Origin of the sequence: Paenibacillus sp. LK1 (genome assembly GCF_002750415.1) — a bacterium.
Taxonomy (GTDB): domain Bacteria; phylum Bacillota; class Bacilli; order Paenibacillales; family Paenibacillaceae; genus Paenibacillus; species Paenibacillus taichungensis.
This window is the reverse complement of record NZ_PEII01000008.1, coordinates 360,838-373,781: the sequence shown is the minus strand read 5'-3', so window position 1 is coordinate 373,781 and position 12,944 is coordinate 360,838. Positions and strand designations below refer to the sequence as shown.

The following is a 12,944-nucleotide window of genomic DNA, read 5'->3' as shown; positions in this document are numbered from 1 at the left end:
AGCAGCGCTTCCGCTGCGCGGGCTGCGTCTGGCGCGGCCGCCTGCTGGCGGGCCTCACGCTGCGCTGGCGACGACGCTGCGACGCCTCGCGCTAAGCCCGCCGCAGCCCGGGTGCGGTGCTCGCCGGGCTGCTTGTGGCCGAGCGCCCACAGCGCTAGCGCCGCCTCCGGCCCGTGCTGCGCATGCGTTGCCCAGGGCTGCAAAGCCGCCCGGGCAGCGGCGTCCTCGCCGAGCTGGGCCAGCGCCAGCCCAGCGGCGAGGGGCTGCGCCCGCAGCGCGGCAGACAGCGATGCCGCGTGGCGCGACAGCCATTCCGGCCGATGCGCATCCAGCGCGGCCGGGATCAGCGCCTGCCAGGCCGCAGGCGGCAGGCTTATCCGCTGGGCTGCGCTTGCGATGGCGTTTGGCCGCCCGGTAGCTGCGGCCAGCAGCAGCAGCCGCTGCCATGCTGACAAGCTGCCAGGCTGTAAGGCGAGCGCAGCAGTATAGGCTTTAGCTGCCTCCTGCCAGCAGCCCAGCCGTTCATGGGCCATGCCCTCCAGAGTCAGGCTGCGATACGTTCCGGCACCAGAAACAGACGTATATCGACTGGCTGTGGATGCTGCCGCTTTGGCCTGCTTCAGCCAGTCGAGCGCCGCAGCATCCCGTCCCTGATCGAGCTCCAACACAGCACCAAGCTCCAGCAAGTCAGGGAAGTCAGCATACACTGCCCTCCATTCCTCAACGATAGCGAGTGCTCTCTCTGGGCGGCTACGTTCCCGCCAGGCATAAGCCGTTTTGAGTACCAGATCCGAATGATATCCGCATTCCGGCGTAAGCTTTGCCAGCAAAGGCTGTAACAACTTGAGCGCTTCATCGTATCTCGCTTGCTGAAACCACTCGGCAGCCATCGCATATAACAGTTCCGGTTGATCCGGTGACTCTTGAAGAGCGGAGCGAATTAGCCGCATATTGCGCTCGGGTTTATTTTTGCCAACAATAACGTGCTCCAGATAGCCATAATGAATAATCTCAAGCCCGGAATCGACCACACCCCACGGAGCGAAGGACAGAATCGAAGATGCCACTTCTTCATGAATCATGCCTTGAAAAGCAATCCGGGGATCATTCCGAAATAAACGACACACCACATCCGTCACACGCTCTTCTCCAGACATTCCGAGCAAACTCGTCACCTGTATCCAGTATCCCCATACGTCGTCCTGACTTGAGGTCAGCAGCCGCTTCATCTCGGCCAGATTGTGCTCGGTCTGCATCCAGACTTCATCCGCATCCAGTACCAGAATCCAAGGATGAGTGGCAGCAGCAAGGGACAGGTTGCGGGCAGCACTAAAATCTCCGGTCCATGCTGCACTGATAACAACCGCACCATAACGACGGGCAATGTGGATCGTCTCATCCGTTGATCCCGTATCCACAACGATGATCTCATCCACAACATCCTGAATAGCATCCAAGCATCGCTGAAGCGACCGGGCCTCATCCTTCACGATCATGCACAGGCTGATTCCTGTCTGCATGTTCATCCTCCCTCCTTCCTATTCGGGGTTCTGCTCTCTTTCATTCAATCTTCAAAACTCAAAACCATCCGGCCCCGGTAAATCCAACCTAATCTGTTGAACCACAGGCCAACAGCGATCTCGCTGTCCTTCTGTCCCTTGAGCATATGCCTCCAAATGATGATCGGCAGCACTGACAAGCCCTTTCACCAGCCAGCTCGTTCCGACACGTGAATCGGAGGCTCCGAAAAAGGGTTCTCCCGCTTCCTGCCGGGCTCCTTCCACCAATGGATACACTCCTTCTGCCAACTGCCCCTGACCAAGCTGGACCAGCGTATGCAGCACATCCCATTTCCCGGATTGCACACATCCTTCCATCATCAGTCCAAGTGCCTGCCAGCCATTATATGCTGTTCCAGCAGCCACGTTTGAGTCTTCATTTTGGGCAACGGCTTGTGAATTACTGATTCGTTCTGCCTGTTGATATCGCTCCGACTCCGTATCCGGTTGCGAATGACGGTACAGCCAAGAAGTCAGTTGATCTTTCCCCTCGATCGGTCTACCTTCAATCCAGTCTAGTCGCTCTATCCAATGGGTAGCTGATACAGAAAGCTCTCCTTTTTTTCGCCGTACCGTGTCCAGCTTAAGGCGTGCCTTGTTCCATTTCCCCTGTTGAATCTGAAGCAAAGCCTCAGCCATGGATAACCTCCCCCTCATCTCCGCTGAAAGGTCTGAAGATATGTCTGGCAACAACTGCACAGCTGTATCATAGCAACGACACTGCTCCAGAATGCCCAATACTTTCTGAATTGCCTCTTCTGAAGTCATTGCAAATCGCTCCCTAATCAGCTCCACCAAGTGTTGCTCTTGACCCGAAACCCGCATGATCCGAAAAATCCGGTACAACGGCGGCAGCAGGCTCGATTTGGCACGAACTGCTTCCACATAAGCATCCACTGCGCCTTCAAGGTCCGCCCGCCCCTCCAGCAGCCTCCCCAGGGTATACCAGGTCTGATAGGTTCCGATGCCTTCTTCTGTATGAAATATGGGGGGCGGCGGTCCCATACGAACTGCTTCACGCAGCGATAGCTCTGCCTTTACGGTTTCGCCCAACGCCTCCTCACATACTCCGCGATGATGCAGCAGGTCCGTGTATTCTGGGAAGAGTTCAAGAGCAGCATGGATGTGATCCACTGCTTCCTGCCAGCGACTCAAATGCTGGAAACAGCGAATCTCATATTTGAACAACAGATGTGCATAACTTGTCAGGGTGGGGTCAATTCCCGCTTTTGCTACCCCAAACGTCTTCAGCGCCTGTTCCGTTTCCCCCATCCGTAAATACTCAACACCCAGGTTATAGTGATGGAACGGCTGATCTGGCTCTTCCTCCACCGCCTGTTGAAGCAAACGCAAATTCCGGTTCACCTTATCTTTGCGCTCCACAATGGCCGTCTGATACCCGTAATGGTGGATGATCATGTCTGTCACGTGAAAAGCAGCCTGTGGATTTTTCCGACAAATTGCCACCGCGATCTGCTCATGAATCCGACCCTCGAACCGATGCTCCGGCTCGTTCCTAAAGAGGCGCAATACCGGATTTACCGTCACCCCTTGCTGACCCGAACCTGTATAGTTATGGATATTTAAAAACAATCCGTCACATCCGCTGGCTACCGTCCAGCTTCTGATCTGCTCCCGTGCAGTCTTATCCAGCGCCTCGTCCGCATCGAGAAAAAGAATCCATTCGCCCGAAGCCTGCTCCAGCCCAGCATTTCGTGCCGCGGCAAAATCGTCGCTCCACTTAAACGGCACAACCACTGCCCCATATTCCCTGGCAATGGCAGCACTTCGGTCCGACGAACCGGTATCCACAACAATGATCTCGTCCACCGCCCCGCGGACACTTTCAAGACAATGAGGCAACAGTTCTTCTTCATCCTTCACGATCATGCATAATGAAATGTGAATGTGTTTGGTCGGCAAGCTGGTTCCTCCTCTCCTTCGCATGGAACACCGTACGCCAAGGAATGCCTTCGGCGGTTCGTAGCTGCGTTTCCAGCACAGTCTGTTGTGCCATAAGTACTTTGTCAGCGGGAGAACGAGTTTGTTCGTGTCTGATAACCCCTAGCGCCTGCCGCATATAACAGACAGCAGCTCCAGCCCTCGCCTGCCGCTGTTCTGAGTCCTTCTCCAATGCCTGCTGGAAAAGAATCAATGCCTGATCATAATGCCCTTTGGCATAGACGGCTTCTCCAAGGTAGAAGAGACTTTCCGCATCCAAATCACCTTGTGACATACATTGAATCAGCAGCTCTGCGGCTACCATGGTGTATCCCTGGCGGTAAAGAACAGCGGCCAGCCAACGGCTATGAACACCATTTCCGTCGTGTTCAGGGCTAATTGCAGCCATCTTCTCGTACAGGTTCCTGGCAAACGCCAGTTGTCCCATCTGTACTGCCCGAATCAATATGTTCTTACTCAGCTCCGTTGCAGCCTGAAGCGTCTGGTGAACGATTTCCCCATCTCTGTCATCCTCGGCATGCACCCGTTTTCCCGTATCCAGCAGGCCATTCAGCAATCTCCATCCTTCCCTCTCCTGAGGTTCTGCTGCTGCCATAAATGATTCGGATACAGACAATTCATTTGCCCAAAAGGTCAATGCCAAGTCTAGTCGTTGCTCAGGTTGGAGGTTTACGCCCGCACGTTGCTCGTCACTCCATTGTTTCTGCACGAACTGCAACGCATCTGATACCCTGTTGTCACATAACATCCAATACAGGTACTCTTCATGTTTTATACGCGTATTTCGGGCATCTCCATGTAGCAAGTCTAATGCTTGCCCATACGCTCCGCTGGAAGCAAGTGCATACACCACATATGCCTGACCATCATCGTATGTGACTCCGCTCAGATCTGGATCCTCTTTCTTTGAATGCTCTTTCCAGCGTGCGCATAGTGTCTCTGTTATGCTTTCATCCGTCTCTCCGGATTGCTGCAATACATCGGCTAACCCTGTCCATGCAGGAGCATACGTGATCTCACTCCCCAGAGCCAGGCTGTACAGATGAGCAGACTCCTGCAGAAAGCCTCTTTTCTGTGCAAGCCTTCCCATGGCTGTATAGGCCTTGTAGCTATCGCTACCTATATCCGTTACGTAATGTCTTTCCAATCGGACTGGCTCTCTGTGAACATCATCAGAGGACTTGCCCTCACGTAATTCATCGCTTCCCGGTTTATCTGTTTGCTCGATTGCCTGCTGATGTATGCCTCGAATCTCTGCCTTGTTATTGTCCTTGAGATCAGCTCCATTGAAGCCCTCCCGGCAATCTGTTGCTCTTGCATAGGACTTGTAGGCCCTCTCCTCTAGACCCTGTTGCTCCAAAATCTCTCCATATATCAGATGCAGGTCGGCATACCCCGCATAACGCTGTCTTTCTACCGCCAATAATCCATGAGCCTCGTCATAACGCCCCATTGCCAGTAGAACCTTGGCATAGTCCCGAACCAGGGTGGAGCGATACGGAGCGTGCAGCGGTGTATGAAGAAAGGATTCAGTAAAGGCTTCTGCTGCCTGTTCGATATTCCCTAACTGGCAGTATGTCACCCCCACATTATAGAGGTGAAAAGGTTGCCCCGGACGATCAGCTAATTCCTGCTGCAAAAGCTTTAGATTACGCAAAGGTTTATGTCCTAGAGCAATCGTGGACGGCAAATAACCATCATGAACCAAACGCATTGGAGCCAAGGGTTCATGCTCAGCGATCCCGTCTTCCTCACGGGTAGAGGAGTCGTTTATTTCCAGAGCCCCTTCTTCTTGTTTTCCATTATCCTTTGCTCCTCCACGAACCAATTGCTCATGTATACGCCCCGCATACCGATATCCTTGGTGGGAGCGAAAAAGACGCACAGGTTGGAAGATCACACGCTCTCCCGCTCCCTCGCCAATTCGGTTCTCTATCGTAATCCGCAGTCTCGAAACGCTCTTATGGACCTTCGGTAGATAATCCAAAAGCTCTTCCAATCCCTGTATGACATACTCATCCGCGTCCAGACACAGAATCCATTCTGTGCTCGCGAGAGGCAAACTTATATTTCTGGCATGTGCAAAATCATCTTCCCAACGGGCGTGAAGCACGGTTGCTCCATAATGTCTGGCGATCTCCGGTGTACGGTCTGTTGAGCCGGTATCTGTGATGAAGCATTCGCTGCCAATCGGCTTGAAGCTGTCGAGACAGCGGGCCAGATGATGTTCTTCATTTTGCACAATCATATGAATTCCGAGTAACCTGTTCTGCATATGCAGCCACCTCCAATGCAAAAAAAGTACATGAAGCCCATCAAAGGGACTCCATGTACCTATATGACAACTAGCCAGATTATGTGCCTTGTCCATTGAAGAACACATCAATCGTGCTGGGTGCTCCCAGCAGACTGGAGCGGTAGGAAAGACGTGTATATTTGAGAAAACGCTGTGGCACCAGAACATCCACCGAGCCTGGCAAAATCCCGGTCACCGTGTCCACATCATCGTACCAGTTGGTACCGTTGGCACTGATTTCAACGCGGGCATCAACCCGGTTAATCCCCGGACCCCTGTTATATACAAAGAAAGAATAAGTGCCGAACACACTCGTCGTGACCGCCGGAAGCGGTGTAAACGTGTTTGCCGTCGGCGTACTAAGAAGCTGTGATTCCTGAAAGCTCTTTTGCGAAATGGACGTCACGCTGCTGAGTGTACCCGCTGTAATGGTGGCTCCCAATACGCTGGTANCCGTCGGCGTACTAAGAAGCTGTGATTCCTGAAAGCTCTTTTGCGAAATGGACGTCACGCTGCTGAGTGTACCCGCTGTAATGGTGGCTCCCAATACGCTGGTAATGGTACCATTTAACAAGTTCGTCAATGTTCCGGCTGTAATGGTGGCACCCAGTACACTGGTAATCGTACCGTTCAGCAAATTCGTTAACGTTCCGGCTGTCACGGTAGCTCCCAATACGCTGGTGATGGTACCATTTAACAAGTTCGTCAGTGTTCCTGCGGTAATCGTAGCTCCAAGGACACTGGTGATTGTACCCGCAGTGATTGTTGCTCCAAGCACACTGGTGATCGTTCCTGCGGTGATCGTCGCTCCGAGGACACTCGTGATTGTACCGTTTAGCAAGTTCGTCAGCGTTCCCGCCGTCACTGTGGCTCCAAGCACGCTGGTGATTGTTCCGGCTGTAATTGTCGCCCCAAGTACACTCGTGATTGTACCGTTCAGCAAGTTTGTCAGCGTCCCCGCTGTCACCGTGGCTCCAAGCACGCTGGTGATCGTTCCTGCTGTAATTGTCGCTCCGAGGACACTCGTGATTGTACCGTTTAGCAAGTTGGTTAGTGTTCCCGCTGTCACTGTGGCTCCAAGCACGCTAGTGATCGTTCCGGCTGTAATCGTCGCTCCGAGGACACTCGTGATTGTACCATTCAACAAGTTGGTCAACGTTCCTGCGGTGATTGTAGCTCCAAGCACGCTGGTGATGGTACCATTGAGCAGGTTTGTTAATGTCCCCGCAGTAACGGTTGCCCCGAGCACACTTGTGATCGTTCCGGCAGTAATGGTAGCTCCCAGAACACTGGTGATCGTACCATTCAGCAGGTTTGTTAATGTTCCGGCTGTGATGGTTGCGCCAAGCACGCTGTTAATGGTACCCGCCGTGATCGTTGCTCCGAGGACGCTGGTAATCGTTCCATTCAGAATATTTGTGATGGTTCCGGCATTAATAGTAACGGTAGTGAGACCTGATATATTACTAATCGTACCATCTAAAATAATTCCGAGTACGTTCCCGCTTGTATCGGTGTGAACCGGCTGGGCTGTGCCTGTACTATCATGACCAAAAATCAAAGTCCTGAGATTATCCGGATTCGTGTTAAACGTTGTAAAGTTAGGCATATGCCTCGTCCTCCTCCCTGGTTATATCGGTTGTATTCCACGTTCTTACGGCATACGCTGCGCCTGAAAATAAACATCGAGCCGGGTTGGCTGATCCGGTTCAACCGATTGGATAACCAGCCGGGTATAACGCAGAAATCGCAGCGGCACCAGCGCTTTGGTTTGACCTCCGGCAATCACTTCCTGGCTGTCCACAGCATAGTCTCTGGCATTAGGGCTGATCTGGATCTGCACAAGAGCCGGATGTTCGCCCCGATTTACAATGCCATATGTGTACATGCTGAGCGATGAGGTGTCTTGAGCCGGAAGAGAATTCATACTACCGTTTGTCTCGGCTCCGACATACGTATGCTCTGTAAAACAGTGAGTAGCACCAGGGAGTGTCGTACGTGAGGAACTACCCTGCTTGAACCGGGGACGAGTAATCCGGGAACAAGGAGGTTTCAGCAATTTAGCGCGGCAGGAACGACGGGATTGGCGGCGGCTGACATATTTAGTTGTTTGGTTCGTTTTCTTCTTGCTACGCTTCGCTGTTCGACTCATATCGATTTCCCCTTAAAAAATGTGCTTCCGCATCGTATGCCTGCATGTAAAATACGGGCACGGCATGCGCCGTTATTTGAGGATTTACTATGCATATCCCAAACCCTTCCCTTGTTTCCCACATACACTGCAAGTACAACCTCTTCACGGCTCTCTTTCAAACTTTCATAGAAACAGTTCATTGATTATTCAGACAGATTGGAGGTGGATTATATGACCAATTCCAATGTATTTAATCAATCCAATGGCCCCTTATATACTCAACTGACTAATACATTCTCTGCCCCCGGCATTGAGTCCACTCCAGAGGGCGGTGCGGCAGCCGCAGGCAGTTCATTTGCACTGACTACCAATAATGTCAGTGTAGGTGCTGGTCTAAATCTGTTACTGCAGGTCGTTAATGCAGCAGGCAGTGGGCGTACCTTGTACGTCTCTAGGATCAGCGGAGGTACAACCGCAGCTGCTACACTCATTGTCTATTCCGGCGGAACCATTACAGGTGGTACCACACCTGCGCCAGTCAATACATTGTTGGGCAATACCAATACGAGTGTGATGACAACAAGGCAAAATACCGGCACATTAACGGGAGCATTAACAAGCTTGTTAAGCATTCCTCTTACAGCGGGCATGTATATGTTAAACCTGAACGGTTCTATCATCGTCCCTCCAGGGCAGACACTATCCATCAGTGCGGGAACAGGTTCCCAAACCGCCTCCATTAATCTTTCCTGGTGGGAATTCTGACATATCATTTAGAAAAGGAGTGTGCACAATGCCGAATGATCACGTGTTCAACCCGCTAAACCGTCCCGTTTATACGTCCATTACGAATACGTTTACTTCTCCCGGCATTGTGGCTCCACCTGAGAATAATGCAGGTAGTACTGGCAATCTGTACAATGCAGGCTCAACCAACTCCACAACACTAGGATTGCTGGGGGGCAGTGTTATTGCTACTGTCCAACTGACCAACCCAGTCGGGAGCGGTAAAAATGTATATATATCACGGCTTTCCGGTGGAATCACGGTCGCGCTCAACTTGCTTTCTTCCTTCAGTGGTACCATGACTCTGTCTGCAAATGGAACATTGACATCACCAAGCACACTCACACCGGTAAACAATAATTTATCAAGCAGTAATACGAGCATTGCAACGGTACGATTCTCCGCTGCCGCTCCCACGGGTACCACAACCTTATTGGCTATGCCCTTGCAGGTAGGGCCCTTTCTATTCAACGAGTTAGGACGTTACGTGGTTCCTCCCGGTCAGTCCATTAACCTGTCGGTGAGTGGATCCCTGTCTGTTGGTGGGCTGATGGCCTCCACTTCCTATTTCTCTTGGTGGGAGGCATGATGTACTGCCCTATTAAATAGAAATAGCCGCTTACGGATAAGTAACCGTAGCGGCTGTTCATCGTTCGATCTTCTTTTTACCGTAACAATGGCAATTATGGCTGTCTGACTGACTTCTGTCCAAGTTCTCCAGTCGACTCTACCGGATGCGCTTGTTTCCCCACCCATAAGATTCGTTGCAGCAGCATGCCTGCCAAACCAATGGCCAGTGTCGCCATGCCGATATATTGAAATGTGGGACTGGGTCCTACACTCCGAATCAAGGCGCCGCCAGCAAGTGGAGCAACGACCAGCACGACACTGGAAAGTGAGTTTTGAATACCGAATACACGGCCTACATAGGCAGGCGGAGTTTCTTTTTGCAGCAAGTAATTCAACGTCACCATGAACAGACCATTGCCCACTCCGATGCATAAGCCCCAGATGATGATCCAGAACTCGGAAGTTTGAGAACTAACCCAACCAAGCGCAGCAATTCCCGCACCAATCAGCAAATATCCTCCACCCAGCCCCCAGCCATAACCAATTCGCGGAAGGCGATTCAACAGGAGAATGATCACAACCGCACCTGCCCCAGCGGATGATCCCAGCCAGCCAATCAGGGCTTCGTTGCCAGGCTTGATCTCCCGAAACAGCGTCGTAAACTGGTAATCGATCATGAGGATCGCCATTAATCCAAAGCAACCAAACAGCATCGTACTCAGAAGGATGCGGCTGCTCTGAATAAAACGCCAACCTTTCTGCCATTGGCTGAATAAAGATTCCGTGGTCTCCCCCGTTTCCAAAGGACTCCCGTCCGATGAAGACGATTCTGGATTCTCTGTTAGACGCCGTAAAGGCCATAATACGGCTCCGGACAACAGACGTGTACAAGCATTGATTAAAATACAGACTTGCGGTGAAAATACGGCCACAATGACTGCACCCAGCAGCGGTCCCGCTACTTTGGAACATTGGTTCACAAAACCGTTCAATGACGATGCCTGGAACAAATGCTCCTCTGCTACTACTTGGCGGGTGAGTGCCTGCTGCGCAGGAACATGGAATACTCCCATTAGCGCTCGTAAAGCAAGAAGCGGTAGCAGCCAAGCCGCACTTGGTGCGAACAGAATTGCAACCGTTAATACAACGGTGATCACATCACATATCATCATGATTTTCACCTTGTGCAAACGATCAGCGAGTGCACCTGCCACTGAGCCAAGTACGATACCCGGAACAGCCATACATACCGGAATAAGGGCAATGATCAGCGGATCAGCACCCCAACGATAAGCGACCATGATCTGGATGGCGAGCGCGTCAAACCAATCTCCAAAGGTCGCTAGCGAATACGCAATAAACATCCGCATGAAGCGGAAGTTGGTCCATAGGCTTTTGGAGCCGCTATTGGACGAGATGGATGATGGATTGGGTTCATTTGAAACGACGGTCATACGTTATACTTCCTCCCCTGATTACAGCCTTGTTGCTGGCTTGTATGTTCCTGGCTGTAATCATAAGGGAGTTATATCAGAGGAAGATCAGAGGATGGAGCAAACGGGGATAAAAATGTGCGAATTTCATCCACAATTTGCTGTCCATAAACAGGTACGCCGTAACTTTTGGAGATATCCGCATGAATTTGAAGGTATTTAGTGCGAAGACGCCCCTCTATCCGGTGATGTGCCATGAACAACAATATCTGGTATGCCGAATTGAGATATAGCGGTGCGTTCAATGTCATTTTCAATACGTCCAGACCATCGTCCATTCTCGGCTCTGCCTCTCGGATTCTCCCTTGTCTAAGCAGCCATAGGCCCTCCATTACTTGAAAACGTCCGATTTCCCGCAAGTATGGCGCATCTTTTAACCCAGAACGTAGAGCAGCCATCCGACCCTCTACCGCTTCGCCGCTGTTACCCCAGAGTTCCACATACAACGCTGAGAGCTTTACCGGAAGTTTGAAATGGACCAGTTCATCTTGCTCCATCACATGATACGTTTCAATGAGTCGAGCTTTGGCTTGCTCATACTGGCCCACCTCTGCGTAGACTTCAACAATGTTCAGAATACGCAGTTCACGAAGCTGATCGGCAGACAAAGCGGATGAATTCAGAGCCTTTTCGTACAATAGCAAACTCTCCGATGGTTCAATCAGGGTATGTGTAAAAATTAGTAGCCAATACAAACGTTCCTCGAAGGGAATTTCCGTTGTTGTAATCAGCCATTCCAGATCTCCCTGAATAAAGTGGATATACAACTGATAAAATGGATCAATCTCAATGCCCAGCGCTTCTTGCTGATCCAGCAGCGTGAGCATCGACTTGCCCTGCCCATACAGATGATATTTGCGGAACAATCCATGAATCACTTCTCGCATCTCCTGATCTTGGGCGGAAGGGTTAGAGGGCAATATCGCTATATTCGATCGGATGATAAGCCGGTAACCATAACCACGCACGGTCTCCAGTGCAATTTCTTCCCAACGTTTCAGTTTCTTGCGCAGTCGATACACATGGTCGTCCACGGTGCGTTCAACCGGATATTCCAAGGGCCATACCCGGTCCAGCAGTTGGCTGCGAGTAAAGGCTTTTTCCTTGTTCTCATACAAAAAATGCAGCAGCGCAAATTCCTTCGCCAGCAGGCGGATGGAATCGGTACGCCGGGTTACGCTGTATGTTCCTTCATCGAATTGTAACGACATGCACGGCCCTCCTATGTATGCTTACTAATTGTGATCCTTATTCTGTTCAACATACCACAAAAACCCTTTGCGAGAACGCAAAAGGTTTTGTAATGTGATGTACTGGCTCTCTTCAGTGATCGCAAGGTGCTCCTGGATTTAACCCAGCACCACGCGATCATCGGCCATTTTTTTACCACTGATACGTTCAAACTCACCCAATAACTCAGGTACGGTCAGCGTGCGTTTACGTTCTTCACTAACGTCCAAAATAATTCGGCCTTTGTCCATCATTATTAGACGATTGCCCAAACGTATGGCCTGCTCCATATTATGTGTAACCATCAACGTTGTGAGTCTCATCTCACGTACAAGCGTCTCTGTCAGCTCTGTGATCAGCTCCGCACGAGAAGGATCAAGCGCAGCCGTATGCTCGTCCAACAACAAAATTTGCGGCTGGGTGAATGTGGCCATCAGCAGGCTGAGCGCCTGACGCTCACCGCCGGATAGAAGGCCCACTTTGGCATTGGGACGTTTGTCGAGCCCGATACCAAGCTTCTCCAACTGGGCGTTGAAAATCTCCCGTCTGGCACGGGTAACTCCAAAGCCCAGTCCCCGGCCCTTGCCGCGTTTGTACGCCATCGCCATGTTCTCCTCAATGGACATATGCGGTGCTGTACCCGCCATCGGGTCCTGAAACACTCGGCCAATCCAACTGCTGCGCTTATGCTCAGGCAGGCTTTTGATGGAACGGTCATTAATCAGCACATCGCCCATATCGGGCTTCATGACGCCTGAAATAATGTTCATCAACGTTGATTTCCCTGCGCCGTTACTGCCAATCACCGTCACAAAATCTCCCGGATTCATGGTCAGATTTACACCAACCAGTGCGGTCTTCTCGTCCGTCGTTCCCGGATTAAACAGTTTGGTCACTTGTGTAATCTCAAGCAT

10 protein-coding genes are annotated in these 12,944 nt (G+C 51.4%); 2 read left to right on the top strand and 8 right to left on the bottom strand.

Features of this window, described 5'->3' with window-relative positions; genetic code table 11:
- From CS562_RS32610 to CS562_RS19685, 5 genes are all read right to left on the bottom strand, one after another.
- Nucleotides 1-1,520: glycosyltransferase (locus CS562_RS32610; RefSeq protein WP_125477306.1), on the bottom strand; the 1,520-nt coding region annotated here is incomplete at its 3' end.
- 51 nt (nt 1,521-1,571) lie between these two features.
- Nucleotides 1,572-3,482: a tetratricopeptide repeat-containing glycosyltransferase family 2 protein gene (locus CS562_RS19705; RefSeq protein ID WP_180287187.1), complete on the bottom strand. Its 1,911-nt coding sequence runs from the start codon at nt 3,480-3,482 to the stop codon at nt 1,572-1,574.
- Complete coding sequence (locus CS562_RS19700; protein WP_180287186.1) at nt 3,433-5,796, bottom strand: TPR domain-containing glycosyltransferase; 2,364 nt, start codon at nt 5,794-5,796, stop codon at nt 3,433-3,435. The genes CS562_RS19705 and CS562_RS19700 overlap by 50 nt, the downstream gene beginning before the upstream one ends.
- A gap of 79 nt (nt 5,797-5,875) precedes the next feature.
- Nucleotides 5,876-7,426, bottom strand: coding sequence for a DUF6385 domain-containing protein (locus CS562_RS33535; protein ID WP_257219550.1), 1,551 nt, complete (start codon nt 7,424-7,426; stop codon nt 5,876-5,878).
- Nucleotides 7,427-7,471: 45 nt separating this feature from the next.
- The gene (locus tag CS562_RS19685; RefSeq protein WP_076287408.1) at nt 7,472-7,969 is read right to left on the bottom strand and encodes a DUF6385 domain-containing protein; all 498 of its coding nucleotides are present in this window, start codon (nt 7,967-7,969) and stop codon (nt 7,472-7,474) included.
- 213 nt (nt 7,970-8,182) lie between these two features.
- On the opposite strand from CS562_RS19685, the gene CS562_RS19680 reads away from it, so the two are divergent.
- Both CS562_RS19680 and CS562_RS19675 read left to right on the top strand, forming a co-directional pair.
- Nucleotides 8,183-8,716, top strand: a complete 534-nt coding sequence (locus CS562_RS19680; RefSeq protein ID WP_099857992.1) for a hypothetical protein — start codon at nt 8,183-8,185, stop codon at nt 8,714-8,716.
- Nucleotides 8,717-8,744: 28 nt separating this feature from the next.
- Nucleotides 8,745-9,326 (top strand): hypothetical protein, encoded by a 582-nt coding sequence (locus CS562_RS19675; RefSeq protein WP_099857991.1) that lies wholly within the window; start codon nt 8,745-8,747, stop codon nt 9,324-9,326.
- Nucleotides 9,327-9,420: 94 nt separating this feature from the next.
- Here CS562_RS19675 and CS562_RS19670 read toward each other — a convergent pair whose 3' ends face one another.
- The 3 genes from CS562_RS19670 to CS562_RS19660 form a co-directional block, all read right to left on the bottom strand.
- The gene (locus CS562_RS19670; RefSeq protein WP_099857990.1) at nt 9,421-10,761 is read right to left on the bottom strand and encodes an MFS transporter; all 1,341 of its coding nucleotides are present in this window, start codon (nt 10,759-10,761) and stop codon (nt 9,421-9,423) included.
- A 71-nt stretch (nt 10,762-10,832) separates the two neighbouring features.
- Nucleotides 10,833-12,011, bottom strand: a complete 1,179-nt coding sequence (locus CS562_RS19665) for a winged helix-turn-helix domain-containing protein (RefSeq protein WP_099857989.1) — start codon at nt 12,009-12,011, stop codon at nt 10,833-10,835.
- A 138-nt stretch (nt 12,012-12,149) separates the two neighbouring features.
- Nucleotides 12,150-12,944: an ABC transporter ATP-binding protein gene (locus tag CS562_RS19660; protein WP_063567603.1), complete on the bottom strand. Its 795-nt coding sequence runs from the start codon at nt 12,942-12,944 to the stop codon at nt 12,150-12,152.